Genomic DNA, 15,040 nt, shown 5'->3' on the forward strand with positions numbered 1-15,040 from the left:
AAAAGTTTTTATTAAATCTTGTTAATTGGATTTTAAAAATTGTTTTAATTGTAGTTGTGTTAGGTACTGTAGGTATTGAAACAACCTCATTTGCTGCTATTCTTGCCGCAGCAGGTTTGGCTATTGGACTAGCGCTACAAGGCTCTTTAGGGAATTTTGCAGGCGGAGTCTTACTTATGATTTTCAAACCAATTAAAATTGGAGATCTTATTGAAGCACAAGGAGAATTAGGTGTTGTAAAAGAGATTGAAATTTTTACCACTAAGCTATTAACTCCTACAAACAAGGAGGTTATAATACCAAATGGAGCTTTATCTAATGGAAACATCGTTAACTATAGCACAGAAGGAAAACTGCGAGTGGACTTAACTTTTGGAGTTGGTTATGATTCTGATATAAAACAAACAAAAGACGTTTTAATGACTGTTTTGACATCTAACGCAAAAATTTTAAATGATCCTGCTCCAACTGTAAATGTTTCAGAATTGGCAGACAGCTCTGTAAACTTTGCTGTAAGACCTTGGTGCACTGTTGCAGATTATTGGGATGTTTATTTTGAAACCCACGAAAATGTGAAGAACGCGTTAGATGCAGCTGGAATAGAAATTCCTTACCCTCACGCAGTCGAAATACAAAAAAAAGGCTAAACCTTCTTTTTTAAGGCTATAAAATCCTTTAAATAATAAGGTTCAAAATAAGCGACATCTTCGATGTCGCTTATTTTATGTTTTAATTCTGACAATAAAGCCATTTCGTTTGCAGATGGCAATTTACCTTCTATAAAAAAGGCATTTGGATGCTGTATTAGACTTTTTGTTTTTTCTACACCACTACCAATAAAATATACTTTACTGCTTTTTAATAGATTTCTATAACTTACTTCGGTTAAAATTTCTGCTTTAATCTCTCTGTGCAACTCTAATTTAGAGTTATATATAGCTGAATATACTTCCATACGTCTAGCATCAAGCATTGGTATTATATAGCCTTCTTCAATTTTTATTTGATAGGCTAAACTCTCTAAAGTATCTACAGCAATTAAAGGTTTATTTAATGCAACGCATAAGCCTTTTGCTGAAGACACACCAATACGTAAACCTGTATAAGAACCAGGCCCTTTGCTCACTGCAACAGCATCAATCTCAGTAGGATTTAATTTTGAAACTGTAAAAACCTCATCGATAAACAGATGTAAAGTTTCAGCATGAGAATACCCAGAGCTATTATCTTCTTTTAAAACTAAAGTCTCTCCATCTTTAGATAGAGAGACTGAACAATTTGTAGTTGCTGTTTCGATATTGAGCACTAATGCCATTAGCAATTATGTATTAGACTATTCTTCTTTGTCTGAAGGTTCTGTTTTTTTATTTTTTTCTTCTATAAGGTCGCCTGGTTTAAGTGTCTTAGAGACCATATTATAAGGACCTGTTATAATTTTATCATCTTTACTTAGTCCTGAAATAATTTCAATATTAGTATCATCTTGAATGCCTGTTTCTACCACTCTTAACTTAGCCTTACCGTTTTCATTTACAAAAACACATTCAAACTTTTTTTCCTCTTTTGGTAAATCATTTTCTTCAATTTCAGACGTCTTACCATAAGGCTTTTTCGTTGAACTTGTATCTGTTTTAATGACAATTGCACTTATTGGAACCGAAATTGCATCTTTGCGTGTTTTTGTAATAATATCTACTGTAGCCGTCATTCCTGGTCTAAAAGGGGAATAGGTTTCAGGTTTTCCTTCTGTTAGGTCCTTATAAGACTCTTCTAAAATTCTAACTTTTACTTTAAAATTGGTAACCTGATCTGCTGCTAAATTTCCGGCGGCTGAATTTGCAATCTCAGTAACAACACCACTAAACTCCTTCTTTAAATAAGCATCTACCTCAACAATTGTTGTATCTCCTATATTAACTTTTACAATATCGTTTTCATTTACGTCAACTTCAACCTCCATATTATTAAGATTAGCAACACGCAAAATTTCAGTACCAGCCATTTGCTGTGTCCCAACAACACGCTCACCCAATTCTACACTTAAAAGCGAAATTGTTCCGCTCATTGGTGCGTATATAGTTGTTCTGTTTAAATTATCTTTTGCTTCGTTAACTGTAGCGGCTGCACTTTGCACACTATAATAAGCAGAACTTTTACCTGCAACTGCTGTTTCGTAAGTTGCAATTGAACGGTCCCAATCGGATTTAGAAATAACACCTTTATTAAATAGAGACTTATTTCTATCGTAATCTGCTTTTGCTTGTTTTAAACTTGCTTCTGCCTGCTCTAAACCTGCTCTAAAATTTTGATAAGACGCTTGAGATCTACTAACAGCCGATTGAATTAAATCTGGATTTACTCTAACAAGTAAGTCTCCTTTCTTAACTTCCTGACCTTCTTTAAATGGTAATTCTAAAATTTCTCCTGAAACTTCAGATGATATTTTCACTTCTACTTCTGGTTGAATTTTACCTGTAGCAGATACGGTTTCAACAATATCTTTTAGAGTGACTTCCTTAACAGTAACTTCTTTAAAATTTCCTTTTTTACCAAACCACCCCATTTTAGAGCCTGCAACTAAAACGATAAGTGCAAGAATGACAACTCCTATAATAATTTTTACTGTTTTGCTCATAATTAAAACTTTAATTCAGTTGCAGGAATTCCGAAATATAATTCGAGAACCTTTAGCTTAAAAATATAATCGTATTTAGCACGATTTAATTCAATATTTGCATTATCAAATCTGAGTTTTGATTGACTAAAATCAAAGGCATTTGTTAACCCAACATCGTAACGATCCTTAGCATAATCGTATGCCAACTCTTGCGATTCTAATGCTATATTTGCTGCTTCAAAAGATTTTAGAGCTCCTTTAGCATCAACATAAGCCTGATATACTGTAGATTCTAAATTTAATTCTTCTTGCTCTAATTGAAACTTAGAGCGTTCAAGGTTAATTTTATTTCGTTGCACATTTCCTCTTACAGAAAAACCATTTAATATTGGAATATTAAGACTCAATCCATAACCAATACCATCATTTAAATAAATTTGTTCATTAAAAGGTATTGTATTCCCATCTGTATAACGCGTATCGTATCCTAAAAAGGCTCTAAGTGTTGGCCAATAAGATCCATTTGCAAGTTGCACATCCTTTTCTGCTAAAGCTACGTTTTGTTCTGCTATTTTAATCTCCGATCTATTTGCTTTAGCACTTTCAATTATCTCAGTTACTGACTTACCAGAAATTCCTTCATCTACAATATCATAACCTTCATCTTCAATATTAAAATTCTCGTAATCTTTAATAAGAAGTAATTGTGCGAGACTAATTAATGAAATCTGAATTGTATTTTCTGCATTTACGATAGCTTGTTTTTCACTCGCATCCGTTGCCTGTATTTCTAACAGATCACCTCTTGGTAAAGCACCTGCCTCCACTAATTTATTAGTCCGTTCTATTTGTTCTAATGTTACGTTGTTTTGAGATATTAAAACCTCTAAATTTGCCTTACCTAATATGACTTGAATATATCCATTTGCCACAAAAAGTGATATATCGTCTTTCATTTTTGACAAATTATAATTTGCCGCCAATTTTGAAATCTCTGCTCGTTGAACTTGTCTAATATTTCTTAAACCATCAAATAAGTTATATCCAATATTTACATTACCAGATGCCGATAAAAATGTTGTAGTAGATGTGTTTCCTGTTGTAGGATCGAAACTTAAACCCGTATTCTTAGATACACTTCCACCAGCACTTATTGTTGGTAAAAAACCACCAACTGCTGTAAGTTTTTCTACATCTGTAAGTTGTACATTTAATTCACTTTGCTTAACGGAAATATTATTCTCCAATGCATATTCAACGCACTCCTTGAGCGTCCATTTTTTGTTTTGACCTTGCATTAAAAACCCAAAAAGTAATAATGCTATGATGATTGATTTTTTCATAATGCTTATATGTCTCTATAAATCTCTATGTGTTACACTAAATTTTAATTAATTACGCCCTCCGTATTTTGGTAGGCCTTGCAATTGATTCCAAACTTTAATTTCATCCGTTTTTGAAATACCATTTTTTACTTCAACAAAGATACCATTGCTTAAACCTAATTCTACATTACGTCTTTCAAATTTCTGGTCTCCAATAGCCACTTCAACAAAAGGTTTTTTGGTTTTAGGATCGTATTGAACTAAAGCTTCTTTTATCGCTAAAACATTATCTACCCTATCTAAAATAATTGAAGCGTTTGCGCTTAATCCTGCTCTAATAAAAGTAGAGTCAATATTCTTTAAAGATCCTTTTATTTCAAATTGAATAGCGCCATTTTCAGCAACTCCCTTTGGAGCTATATAATCTAATATCGCATCGAACTTTAAATTTTCAATCGCTCCAACAGTTATTTCTAGTGGTAAACCTTCTTTTATTTTACCAACTTCACTTTCGTCAATTTTTCCTTCAAATATCATTTTTTTGATATCTGCTAAGGATGCAATAGAGGTTCCTTCATTAAAATTATTAGCCTCAATAACCTGATTTCCTTCTTTAATTGGGACATCTAATACCATACCGGATACTGTTGCTCTTACTTGAGTTTGCGCAATGTTTCCTAAACCAGACGTCGTACCTGTTTTAATAATATCATAGTTTTGACGAGATTGTGTCACATCAATTCTAGATTGTTCAACACTTTGCTTTGCTTGTAAATAGGTGTTATTTACTTGGTCGAACTCGTTCGCGGCAATTACTCCCTTGTCAAAGAGATCTTTTTGACGATCATAAATAGCCTTTTGAGTCTTAAAATTAATCTCAGCTGTTTGTAATGCATTTTGGTTAGATGCAATATTATTTTTCGCACTAGTTAGAGAAGACACATTGGGAATAACTCTAATTTTCGCAATTAAATCGCCGGATTTCACATATTCACCTGCTTCAATAAATACTTCTTCAATAACACCAGAAATATTAGGTTTAATTAATATTTCTTCTTTTGGGACAATACTTCCCGTAGCCATAGTCTTTAGGACGATATTCTGATTTGATGCCATCTCAGTGGAATATGTAATTGGGTCCTCTTGGTTTTTCTGCCAAAGATAAATTAATGCCGTTGTAAAAGTTGCCACAATAACTAAAAGTATAATAACTGTAGTTGTACGTTTCATTAGTTGATACTTGTTTTAGTAATATTTATTTATTCAATTCTTAATGCGTCTACGGGTTTCATTTTAGTAGCACTATTTGCAGGAATTAATCCTGCTAACAGCCCCGAAACCACTAAAATTGTAAGTGCAATAAACACAACCTGCATTCCAACGCTTGGGTTGGCAAAATTTTCAACAGGACCGTTATTCTCTAAAATATAATTTGCTAACCAAATTATTCCTCCAGCAAATGCTACACCTGTCATACCTGATAGTATTGTTAGAATCAAACTTTCCTGAAGTATTTGACCTTTTATATTCCAAGGTGTTGCGCCAAGAGCTCTTCGAACTCCTATCTCTTTAGTTCGTTCTTTTACTACAATAAGCATAATATTACTTATGCCTATTATTCCTGATAATAATATGAGAGCACCAACAAAGTATCCTATCATTGTTAGGATTGAAAAAAGACCTTCCACCTTAGCAAATCGCTCTGAAAGATCTCTATGTCCAAATGCGCGTTCATCATTTGGATCAACCGTGTGCCTTGTTCTTAAAAAACTAAATACGCGTTCTTTAACCTCAGTTATACTAAAGACATCGTGGGCAGTAATGGCCATCCAACTCACACGGTCTCCAAAATTAAAGGCCTGGCTAAATGTTGTAAATGGGATATAAATAGTATTCGCTTCTTCCTCTTTATCTCCTTGGCTATTTGGATTTTTGAATGTCCCAACAACCATAAAATTAACACCATTAATTTTTATATAAGATCCTATAACATCTTCTTCTTTATCATAAAGTCCTCTAACAACATCTATACCTATAACACAAATTTTTCGTTTTGCATTAATGTCTGAGTAGCTAATAAAACGACCTTGAAGAATATCCATAGGTAACTGATTAATAAATTCTGGATAATCACCGTAAATTTGAAATGCTCCTATTTTAGTACCTCGAGTTACATTATTGGCACCACGATATCCACCGAGAGAGTTACGAGGTGAGACGTATTTTAACTCTGGGAATTCCGCTTTTATGGCTTCAACATCGTCTAATTTATAATTAAATCGCCTTCCTTTTGGAAGACCTTTATATGGTATTGAAGTTCGTTGGGCCCAAGTGAACATAGAATTAGTCGCAAAATTACTAAAACCAGCTTCAACACCATTTTTTAATCCATTAGTTAGCGCTAATAAAAGCACTAAGATAGTAATACCCCAAAACACACCAAAAGCAGTCAAAAAAGTCCTAAACTTATTTGCTGTAAGTGCTTCTAATATTTCGTTCCAACGATCTTTATTAAACATCTTATTCGTCTCTTAATGCTACTATAGGTTTGATTTTTGCTGCACGATATGCTGGTATAAACCCAGCGAGTGTACCTGTAGCCACTAGTATAAAAACTGTAGTTAGCGCTGTGTTAAAATCTACTTGAGGATATTTAATGAAATCATTTTCAATAGTTGGCCCAACAATTTCTAATAATCCTAATCCAACTATTAAACCAAATAGTCCCGAAAACATAGTTACAAAAATAGATTCCTGAAGTATCATCCAAATTATTGAAAGAGGCTCGGCGCCTAAGGCTTTTCTAATACCTATCTCCTTAGTACGCTCTTTAACAATAATAATCATGATATTACCAACACCAACAACACCTGCTATAATAGTCCCAATACCTACAAACCAAAATACCGCTTTTAAAATATCTATCAATGAGTATATCTTTATAGCCTCCTCTAAAGAATTATCTATACGTACAGCTGCTCTATCATCTGGAGCAATGATATGTTTTTGTTTGATGTCATTCTCTATAGCTGTGACCAAGGCATTAGATATTTTCAAGGCTTCATCTAGGTTATCGGACATTGCAACTGTAAAAGTCATATCTCTAATATTATCACCACCATTAAAAGCAATTTGAGCTGAAGAAATAGGAATATAAACACTACCCTCTTCTCGCTCACCTCCTGGATCTGTATAAACACCTATAACTTTAAAATTGATTCCAAAGACAGATACAAGTTCTCCTACAGGGTTTTTTCCTTTGAATAATTCTTTCTTAGCTTTATTACCAACAACTATTACTTTTCTCGACTCTTCTATATCTCCGTGATTAATAAAGCGGCCTTCTAGCATTTCTGCATTTTCAATAAACTGAAAATCCGGATAAACCCCTCTTATACTGTAATTCCCTGATTCATTTTTATAATTCATAAGACCGCCCCAAATAGAATAACCGGCAGATTTATATTCTAAATAGTCATCATAAGTATTAGATATAGTGAAAAAATCTTCGTTTTTAAGTTGAATTCGTCTATTAGGATTTAAACCTTTATAACCTTTGGTTGTACTTCGTGTTCTTATACTAATTCGGTTAGTCGCATCACCTGAAAATTGTTCAGTCACACCATTTTGTATCCCTGAACTAAAACCTAGAAGTACCACTAAAATAAAAATACCTGAAGCCACAGAAACTCCAGTAAGAATTGTTCTAAGTTTATTTTTCTTTAATGTGTCAAATATTTCTTGCCAGCGCTCTATATCAAACATTTTGTTTGGCTCTAACTTGTTCTACTTTACTATCATCTATAATCACACCATCTTTAAGATTAACGATGCGTTTAGTCATTTGAGCAATATCTGTCTCATGAGTAACAATAAGTATCGTTTTACCTTCATCATTAATGCCCTGTATTAATTCCATCACCTCATGGGAGGTAACAGAATCTAAAGCTCCTGTAGGCTCGTCAGCCAATAGCACCTTTGGATCACTAGCTAAGGCTCTTGCAATAGCCACTCTTTGCTTTTGACCTCCAGACAATTCACTCGGTAAGTGTTGAGACCATTGTGTTAGACCAACTTTTTCTAAATAATGCTTAGCTTTTTCTATGCGCTCTTTACGTTTTAATCCTTGATAATATAAGGGCATAGCAACATTATCTAAGGCAGACTTATAATTTATTAAATTGAAGGACTGAAAAATGAATCCCAAAAATTTATTTCTGTATTGTGCAGCAATTTTTTCGTTTAGGTTTTTAATAGGTACACCATCGAGAATATATTGCCCTTCATCTGGCTCATCTAACATCCCTAATATGTTTAGTAATGTTGACTTACCAGAGCCCGAAGACCCCATTATAGATACAAGCTCACCTTCTTTTACATTAAAGTTAATACCCTTTAAAACATGAAGAGAATTGCTTCCCATTTGGTAAGATTTATGTAAATCTTTTATTTGAATCATAAGGCCGAAGGTTAGCGAATGCAATTTTAAGTAAATTCGTGTGATTTTTATGCCAACAATTTGTTAAGACTTCCTTTTAAATTGGTATGATAAAGACTATTGAATTGAAAAAATGTTACAGGGTTTCGTCTGTATTTTCATTCTTTTTTGGATTGCTATATTTTCTGTAAATAAAATAGCCAATTGCAGCTACCAAAATATAGGGAACTGCCATTAAGAAAAGAATACCATCATTGATGCCTTCTGCTGCAGATTGACTCTCTTCACTCTCAAGTACAGCTCTACACATTGCACATTGCGCATTTGTATTTAAAAAAAAGAAAAGCGACAAAAATAAAAAGGCGGTTTTTTGTTTCATTTTTAAGCGTAATATGGCGATATTAAAATATAAACAATAACTCCTGTTACTGCTACATATAACCAAATCGGAAATGTGATTCTAGCAATTTTTTTATGGCGTTCTATATTATTGGTTATAGCTCTAACATAAGTAATAAGAACAAATGGAATGATAACAATTGAAAGTACTATATGTGTTAATAGTATAAAATAATAAATGTACTTAATAAAACCTTCTCCACCGAATTTAGTAGAATCGCTCGTCGTGTGATAAGCAATATACATCAGTAAGAAAGCTATAGATAACGCAATGGCAAACTTCATTAAACGTTTGTGCAATTTTCGATTTTTATTTTTAATTGCTACAACAGCAAAAATCAAAACCACAGCTGTTAACCCGTTTACTGCTGCGTAAATTGGTGGTAAAAAAGTTAATGGCGTTACATTAAAACCTAATGTTTTTAAATTAACACCAAATAGAGCAGCAACTACAACTGGTATAGTAATTGAAAGTGCTACTATCCATTTATTATATTTCTTTTCTTTTTCTCTATTTACTGAATCCATATGGCTTTCTTTTGATTCTGAAACAACATTTCGACAGGGATCTGTGCGAGAATTCGGAATGACAAAAATTCTACTCTTTCAATAATTTAGCAATATCTTCTTTTAGAATTGTAATTTCCTGAGGAATACCATCTTCATCAATACCATCTGCTTCAGAAATCAATCCGTTATAAAATATTAAAGGATTAGAGAAAGCGTCTCTTCTAGAACGTATAAAACCTTCTTTATCTATTAATGCAAAATTGCCCGAATGCTCAAATCCTCCATCGACAGTTTCATCTTTGGCCGTATATAAATTAAAGCCTTCATTAGCCAATTTATATATGGCGCCTTCATTTCCCGTCATTAAATGCCAATTTGGATTATTGATACCATATTTTTCTGCATAAGCTTTTAAAACTTCTGGTGTGTCAATACCTGGTGTTATAGTAAAAGAAGCAACGCCAAAGTTTTTAAGGTCTTTAAATTGATTTTGAATTTCGACTAAGTTTCTATTCATTATTGGACAAATAGAAGGGCAGGTTGTGAAGAAAAATTCTACGACATAGACTTTACCTAAGTAATCTTCGTTTGTAATGGTTTTACCATCTTGGTTAGTGAAACTAAACGTTGGCACTTTTTTAGGTTGGCCATTTATTTCTAAAAATACCAAATCACTTTTATTGGTATTTTTACCTTCTCCTTTTTCAGATATTGAGACATCTTTACTTCTACTTTCGTCTCTAATGATATCATCTTTATTTACACGATCAATAATTTTCGGAATAAATATTATTCCGAAAACTAAAATGATAAATGCAATTCCTATGTACGAATAATTTATTTTCTTACTCATCACTTTGTTTTAAATCTTTTTCTCTTCTTGTATTAGAATCTTCAAATTTCCCTTTTCGCTTTTGGCGATATTCTGTAAATAAAATACGCATATCGTCACTCATCATATTCTTAATTTCTGCAACTTCAATTGTATTATAGGAATAAACACTAAAAGTAGGCTTATTGGTTTCAACTTCTTTTTCATCTCTACCATCTATTCTTCCGCGTTGATTTAAGTCTTTATCTATAATGAATACGTTGTCTACAGATAATTCCTCATCTAGTGCAACTTTAGACATTAAGTCATTGTAAAGCATCTTTATCTCACCTTCTGTACCAAAAGCATAGTGCCAGAATTTTAAGTCTTCGTAGGTGTTTATTTCTTTCTTCAATTCTTTTATGTCTTCTTCTGTACCTTCAGGAACCACTATTACAATTTGAAATTTTTTGAACCCTTTAAACTTATCATACACCAACTCTTTAAGATTTGAAGCCGCAATAGATTTTGTTAATGGTGACTTGCCTAAAAATCCTAAAACGGTGATGTGGTCTTCTAATAAAATAGTATCTCTTCTATCTGAATAAAAATTCTCTATATCTGAGACCTTTTTATTTACAATATTCAAAGGTTCATAATTATGCTTTGCGGGATAAAGCATTAATAAAAAAGCAACTGGTAAAAAGAATAAAATACCTAAGACAATATTTCGTTTTGTGTTACTTGTTTTCATGTTTTAGAACTAAAAAGCCAATCTCTAAAAGGGCTGTATTTTGGATTTGAACCCATTTTTTTTCCAAATGTACATTATGAACTTTCATAATGTAAAAATAAAAAAGGTGGTTTATAAAAACCACCTTTTAATATTATTTAACGCATTTGCATGCGTTTAAAAGTCTCTTTTGATTAGTGCATCGTCCGAATTGTAAACTTCAAACACATAACCACCTTCTTGTAATAAGATGAAGATTAAATAACCGATAAGGAAAACTGCTGTCCATACAACCATTTTTCTTAAACTGCCTGTTTCATCTCTCATGTGCATAAAGTCCCAAGTGATATAGTAAGCCTTTACAATTGTTAATACAATGAAGATTAAATTTAAAGACTTCATGTAAATAATTGGTGAGAAAAGGATATTTCCTAATGTTGCTAAGAAACCTCCTTCAAAAGGTGTCATCAATGGTGTTATTAATGCATCTGGCTTATAGATTCCAAGTACAACCTCTAGCAAGGTAACAAGAGTTAGGAAAACTAAGATTCCCCAAATTTTACTAGTGTTAGACTTAAATTTAACTAAGCCTCTAAATATTTCTAATTTATGTTCGTGTGCCATAATTTAATCTTAATTTCTTTTATACTAAGTAAAAGAACGTGAATACAAATACCCAAACTAAATCGACAAAGTGCCAATATAATCCTACTTTTTCAACCATTTCATAACTTCCTCTTCGCTCGTATGTACCTAGAATAACATTAAAGAAAATAATAATGTTAATTACTACACCAGAGAATACGTGAAATCCGTGAAATCCTGTAATAAAGAAGAAGAAATCAGCGAATAAAGCTGTTCCGTATTCATTAACATGAAGATTCGCACCTTTTACAACTAACTTGCCATTTTCTTTTATTTGCTTTAGAGATTCCCCTCTAGACAATATTGTCTTTTCGCCGTTTTCATCAATGATTTGAGTTCTAACCAAGATATTATCGTTAGCAGCCAAACCCTTGTATATTTCATTAACTGTGTAAGGTGGTAATGCACCTTCGTCTTCAAACCAAAGTCCATTTTTACGTTCGTGCTGAACTCTCTCTCCTGACTGAACAGCTGCAAAATCATCTATTGAAATACGCTTAAATTTCTCAACTCCATCAATAGTTACATTTTCACCAAATTGAAGAATATTTCCTCCTTTAGTTTGTACAGCACCATAATCACCTTGAATAAAAGTTGCCCATTCCCATGCTTGAGAGCCTACAAAAATTGCTCCTCCAATAATGGTTAAGAACATATATATAGTCACTTTTGCTTTATTCATGTGATGACCTGCATCTACAGCTAACACCATAGTTACAGATGACATAATAAGAATAAAAGTCATAAATGCTACATATATCATGGGTAACTCCTGACCATGCAAAAATGGCACGTGAGTAAATACCTCATCGGCAATTGGCCATTCTTTTATAAACTTGAATCTTGAAAAACCATAAGCTGCCAAGAAACCTGAAAATGTTAATGCATCTGATACAATGAAGAACCACATCATCATCTTTCCGTAACTTGCCTTAAGAGGTCTATTGCCTCCTCCCCAAGCTTTTCCTTCTGTACCAGTACTTTCTACTGTAGAATCCATAGAATTTATTTAAATTTTAAGATTGGACAAAAATAATCAAATTATATATCTAAAAAAATATAAAAACAAAAAGAGCACAAGCCAAAGTACATCTACAAAATGCCAGAAATTAGCTGCGAGTTCTAAACCCAGCATATTGTTGGCATTATACTTTTGTTTAAAATGATTATAAATTACGACAATCAAGCATATCAACCCAGCAATGACGTGTCCTATATGCAATACTACTATAATATAGATATATGACATTGTAATATTACTTGTTGGTCCTGTAAAATTATAACCTGCTTCTATGATTTGTCTAAACCCTTCTAACTGATTAAAGACAAACACAATTCCAAGAGCTAAAGTCACCATCAGCCAAACGGTTACCATTTTTAGGTTGTTCTGTTTTAATGCGCGCTTAGCCAATATAAATGTGAGGCTACTTAATAGAATAACAAAAAGACTTATTAGAAATGCATTTGGCAATTCATAATTACTTAACCAATCTTCATTTAGTCGCTGTTTACTACTTACAATAAAAGCACTGATTAAGCCTGCAAAAGACATTATTAATGCGCCAATACCGAACCACAATATCATCTTTTTAGATCTTGCTCTTTTCTCCTCTTGTGTTCCTTGTGTTAAATCCATTTATCTCAAAAATTTATCTGCAACATATATAATCTGCAACATGGTAATATAAAATACAGAAGACAGCATTAATTGTTTAGCAGTTTTTGGTGTACGATCTTTAAATAATTTAAAGGCGTACGCCAACATTATCATACCTAGTATAAACACCAAAATAGCACCAACTATAGACAATCTTAAATCTCCTGTAAATCCAAATACCGGAATTACTGATGCCAAAATCGTCCAAACGCTATACATTATAATTTGTACTGCAGTTCCTTTATCTGGCTTGCCAGTAGGCAGCATAAAGAAGCCTCCTTTTTTATAATCTTCAAATAAGAACCAACCAATAGCCCAAAAATGTGGAAACTGCCAAAAAAATTGAATAGCGAATAACGTTCCAGGTTCTATACCAAAATCATTTCGAGCAGCGACCCAACCTAACATAAATGGAATTGCACCAGGCAAGGCACCAACAAATACTGCTAATGGTGTTTTAGTCTTTAATGGTGTATAAACGCAAGTGTATAAAAATATTGAAATAGCGCCCCACATTGCAGTTTTTGGGTTGATGATGTATAACGTTATTAATCCTAAAACGGTAAATGATGTTGCAATTATAAATGCTGTATTTACAGTCATTCGACCAGCTGGTATTGGTCTATTCTTTGTGCGATGCATTAAAGCGTCTAAATCGCGTTCAATAATTTGATTATAAGCATTAGAAGCACCTACCATAAAGTAACCTCCAAAAGCTAATAAAATTAATGTTGTAAAGCTTATGGTTTCTGCTCCAAGAAGATAACCAGCAATAGAAGAAAACACCACACTAAGGGACAATCCCATCTTAGTGATTTCTTTAAAATCTGTTATCACAGAAGCAGTTGATACCATAGATTTTGTGCTGCTCAAACTGTACGTTTTTAGTTCTATTCTTAGCGAGTGCAAAGATAGTTTGAAAATTAATTCTAACCAACGTAAAGCCTTAGTTTTAATTTAACACCAAGCCTTACTTGTAAGTTTGTTTATTTTTATAAGACTAAAAGCACTTAAATCTTCACTATGAAAACGATAAAACATCTTCCAATCCTTATATTATTCATTTCAACATCAATCTATGCGCAACGCTTTGACAAGGTTGAAATTAAAACCACAAAACTATCTGAGCATACTTATATGCTTGAAGGTGCTGGCGGAAATATTGGTGTCTCTGTAGGCGATGACGGTGTCTTTGTTATTGATGATAGTTTGCACCATTGTCTAAAAAAATTCTAACAGCAATAAAATCATTTAGCAATAAACCTCTAAGATTTTTAGTAAACACACATTATCATGGTGATCATTCTGGTGGAAATGAAAATATGACTAAAGCTGGCGCTACCATTATTGCTCACGACAATGTAAAGAAACGTCTTGAAGCCAAACAACGTGACGGAAGCTTTAATCCCAAAGAAGCCCTCCCTGTAATAACATTTAATGATAAACTTAATATTACTATAAATGATGAAACTATTGCTGTGTTCCATGTAGCCAATGCGCATACAGATGGCGACGCTTTATTGTATTTTACAAAAAGTAATGTCTTACATACAGGAGATACTTACTTTAATGGTCGTTATCCCTATATTGATATAAATTCTGGTGGAACTGTAAACGGCTATATTGAAGCTGTAAAACGCGGTTTAATGGTTATTGATGAAGACACACAGATTATTCCTGGGCATGGCAAATTATCTAATAAAGAAGACTATAAAAGATTTTTGAAAATGCTTGAAGCTTTGAGAACTAATATTCAAAAAGAAATAGACGAAGGAAAAACTGAGGATGAAGTCAAAGCAAATACTAGTCTCACTAAAACTTATGACGATTTAGGTTTCGGTACTGGTTTTATCAATAGCGAAAAAATTAGACTTACTTTTTATAAAAGTTTAAGAGAAGAGTAAT

The 15,040-nt window shown here is 32.9% G+C and carries 18 protein-coding genes; 3 read left to right on the plus strand and 15 right to left on the minus strand.

The features are described from left to right. A partial coding sequence (locus AAC053_RS02935) for a mechanosensitive ion channel domain-containing protein (RefSeq protein ID WP_339752585.1) occupies positions 1 to 647 on the plus strand: 647 nt, incomplete at its 5' end. On the opposite strand, the gene tsaB is transcribed toward AAC053_RS02935, so the two are convergent. From tsaB to cyoE, 15 genes are all read right to left on the minus strand, one after another. Then, on the minus strand, positions 644 to 1,315 hold the full coding sequence (tsaB, locus tag AAC053_RS02940; RefSeq protein ID WP_339752588.1) for a tRNA (adenosine(37)-N6)-threonylcarbamoyltransferase complex dimerization subunit type 1 TsaB: 672 nt from the start codon (positions 1,313 to 1,315) through the stop codon (positions 644 to 646). The genes AAC053_RS02935 and tsaB overlap by 4 nt on opposite strands. An 18-nt stretch (positions 1,316 to 1,333) precedes the next feature. Beyond that, positions 1,334 to 2,635, minus strand: coding sequence for an efflux RND transporter periplasmic adaptor subunit (locus AAC053_RS02945; RefSeq protein WP_339752591.1), 1,302 nt, complete (start codon positions 2,633 to 2,635; stop codon positions 1,334 to 1,336). 2 nt (positions 2,636 to 2,637) lie between these two features. Further along, positions 2,638 to 3,960 (minus strand): TolC family protein, encoded by a 1,323-nt coding sequence (locus AAC053_RS02950; protein ID WP_339752594.1) that lies wholly within the window; start codon positions 3,958 to 3,960, stop codon positions 2,638 to 2,640. Between the two features lie 48 nt (positions 3,961 to 4,008). Next, positions 4,009 to 5,172 carry an HlyD family efflux transporter periplasmic adaptor subunit gene (locus AAC053_RS02955; RefSeq protein ID WP_339752596.1) on the minus strand — a complete coding sequence of 388 codons (1,164 nt, stop codon included), beginning with the start codon at positions 5,170 to 5,172 and terminating at the stop codon, positions 4,009 to 4,011. Between the two features lie 29 nt (positions 5,173 to 5,201). Further along, positions 5,202 to 6,461: an ABC transporter permease gene (locus AAC053_RS02960; protein WP_339752599.1), complete on the minus strand. Its 1,260-nt coding sequence runs from the start codon at positions 6,459 to 6,461 to the stop codon at positions 5,202 to 5,204. A 1-nt stretch (position 6,462) separates the two neighbouring features. Then, a complete protein-coding gene (locus AAC053_RS02965) occupies positions 6,463 to 7,707 on the minus strand; it encodes an ABC transporter permease (protein ID WP_339752602.1) in 1,245 nt (414 codons plus the stop codon). Continuing rightward, entirely contained in the window at positions 7,700 to 8,401 is a 702-nt protein-coding gene (locus AAC053_RS02970; RefSeq protein WP_339752605.1) for an ABC transporter ATP-binding protein, read from the minus strand. Before AAC053_RS02970 ends, AAC053_RS02965 begins: the two co-directional genes overlap by 8 nt. A gap of 115 nt (positions 8,402 to 8,516) precedes the next feature. Then, positions 8,517 to 8,759 (minus strand): hypothetical protein, encoded by a 243-nt coding sequence (locus tag AAC053_RS02975; RefSeq protein WP_339752608.1) that lies wholly within the window; start codon positions 8,757 to 8,759, stop codon positions 8,517 to 8,519. Positions 8,760 to 8,761: 2 nt separating this feature from the next. After that, entirely contained in the window at positions 8,762 to 9,307 is a 546-nt protein-coding gene (locus tag AAC053_RS02980; protein WP_339752610.1) for a DUF420 domain-containing protein, read from the minus strand. 70 nt (positions 9,308 to 9,377) lie between these two features. Beyond that, positions 9,378 to 10,142, minus strand: coding sequence for an SCO family protein (locus AAC053_RS02985; RefSeq protein ID WP_339752612.1), 765 nt, complete (start codon positions 10,140 to 10,142; stop codon positions 9,378 to 9,380). Next, positions 10,135 to 10,854, minus strand: a complete 720-nt coding sequence (locus tag AAC053_RS02990; protein WP_339752613.1) for a hypothetical protein — start codon at positions 10,852 to 10,854, stop codon at positions 10,135 to 10,137. The genes AAC053_RS02985 and AAC053_RS02990 overlap by 8 nt, the downstream gene beginning before the upstream one ends. A 156-nt stretch (positions 10,855 to 11,010) precedes the next feature. Beyond that, the gene (locus tag AAC053_RS02995; RefSeq protein WP_339752615.1) at positions 11,011 to 11,457 is read right to left on the minus strand and encodes a cytochrome C oxidase subunit IV family protein; all 447 of its coding nucleotides are present in this window, start codon (positions 11,455 to 11,457) and stop codon (positions 11,011 to 11,013) included. A 19-nt stretch (positions 11,458 to 11,476) separates the two neighbouring features. Next, the gene (locus tag AAC053_RS03000; RefSeq protein ID WP_339752616.1) at positions 11,477 to 12,478 is read right to left on the minus strand and encodes a cytochrome c oxidase subunit 3; all 1,002 of its coding nucleotides are present in this window, start codon (positions 12,476 to 12,478) and stop codon (positions 11,477 to 11,479) included. Between the two features lie 36 nt (positions 12,479 to 12,514). Next, positions 12,515 to 13,114: a cytochrome c oxidase subunit 3 gene (locus tag AAC053_RS03005; protein ID WP_339752617.1), complete on the minus strand. Its 600-nt coding sequence runs from the start codon at positions 13,112 to 13,114 to the stop codon at positions 12,515 to 12,517. Then, the gene (gene cyoE, locus AAC053_RS03010; RefSeq protein ID WP_339752672.1) at positions 13,115 to 13,990 is read right to left on the minus strand and encodes a heme o synthase; all 876 of its coding nucleotides are present in this window, start codon (positions 13,988 to 13,990) and stop codon (positions 13,115 to 13,117) included. Between the two features lie 168 nt (positions 13,991 to 14,158). Between cyoE and AAC053_RS03015 the strand changes: the two genes are divergently transcribed. Continuing rightward, positions 14,159 to 14,371 (plus strand): hypothetical protein, encoded by a 213-nt coding sequence (locus tag AAC053_RS03015; RefSeq protein WP_339752619.1) that lies wholly within the window; start codon positions 14,159 to 14,161, stop codon positions 14,369 to 14,371. After that, on the plus strand, positions 14,353 to 15,039 hold the full coding sequence (locus AAC053_RS03020; RefSeq protein WP_339752622.1) for an MBL fold metallo-hydrolase: 687 nt from the start codon (positions 14,353 to 14,355) through the stop codon (positions 15,037 to 15,039). The genes AAC053_RS03015 and AAC053_RS03020 overlap by 19 nt, the downstream gene beginning before the upstream one ends. Position 15,040: the final 1 nt, after the last annotated feature.

The organism is uncultured Winogradskyella sp., from assembly GCF_963975125.1.
Taxonomy (GTDB): domain Bacteria; phylum Bacteroidota; class Bacteroidia; order Flavobacteriales; family Flavobacteriaceae; genus Winogradskyella.

What these genes read in the sequence shown, in the direction of transcription:
- AAC053_RS02970 (WP_339752605.1), bottom strand. Translation starts at nt 8,401, where the DNA reads ATGATTCAAATAAAAGATTTACATAAATCTTACCAAATGGGAAGCAAT.
- AAC053_RS02985 (WP_339752612.1), bottom strand. Translation starts at nt 10,142, where the DNA reads ATGAGTAAGAAAATAAATTATTCGTACATAGGAATTGCATTTATCATT.
- AAC053_RS02955 (WP_339752596.1), bottom strand. Translation starts at nt 5,172, where the DNA reads ATGAAACGTACAACTACAGTTATTATACTTTTAGTTATTGTGGCAACT.
- cyoE (WP_339752672.1), bottom strand. Translation starts at nt 13,990, where the DNA reads ATGGTATCAACTGCTTCTGTGATAACAGATTTTAAAGAAATCACTAAG.
- AAC053_RS02945 (WP_339752591.1), bottom strand. Translation starts at nt 2,635, where the DNA reads ATGAGCAAAACAGTAAAAATTATTATAGGAGTTGTCATTCTTGCACTT.
- AAC053_RS02990 (WP_339752613.1), bottom strand. Translation starts at nt 10,854, where the DNA reads ATGAAAACAAGTAACACAAAACGAAATATTGTCTTAGGTATTTTATTC.
- AAC053_RS02980 (WP_339752610.1), bottom strand. Translation starts at nt 9,307, where the DNA reads ATGGATTCAGTAAATAGAGAAAAAGAAAAGAAATATAATAAATGGATA.
- AAC053_RS03000 (WP_339752616.1), bottom strand. Translation starts at nt 12,478, where the DNA reads ATGGATTCTACAGTAGAAAGTACTGGTACAGAAGGAAAAGCTTGGGGA.
- AAC053_RS03015 (WP_339752619.1), top strand. Translation starts at nt 14,159, where the DNA reads ATGAAAACGATAAAACATCTTCCAATCCTTATATTATTCATTTCAACA.
- tsaB (WP_339752588.1), bottom strand. Translation starts at nt 1,315, where the DNA reads ATGGCATTAGTGCTCAATATCGAAACAGCAACTACAAATTGTTCAGTC.
- AAC053_RS02950 (WP_339752594.1), bottom strand. Translation starts at nt 3,960, where the DNA reads ATGAAAAAATCAATCATCATAGCATTATTACTTTTTGGGTTTTTAATG.
- AAC053_RS02960 (WP_339752599.1), bottom strand. Translation starts at nt 6,461, where the DNA reads ATGTTTAATAAAGATCGTTGGAACGAAATATTAGAAGCACTTACAGCA.
- AAC053_RS02975 (WP_339752608.1), bottom strand. Translation starts at nt 8,759, where the DNA reads ATGAAACAAAAAACCGCCTTTTTATTTTTGTCGCTTTTCTTTTTTTTA.
- AAC053_RS03005 (WP_339752617.1), bottom strand. Translation starts at nt 13,114, where the DNA reads ATGGATTTAACACAAGGAACACAAGAGGAGAAAAGAGCAAGATCTAAA.
- AAC053_RS02965 (WP_339752602.1), bottom strand. Translation starts at nt 7,707, where the DNA reads ATGTTTGATATAGAGCGCTGGCAAGAAATATTTGACACATTAAAGAAA.
- AAC053_RS02995 (WP_339752615.1), bottom strand. Translation starts at nt 11,457, where the DNA reads ATGGCACACGAACATAAATTAGAAATATTTAGAGGCTTAGTTAAATTT.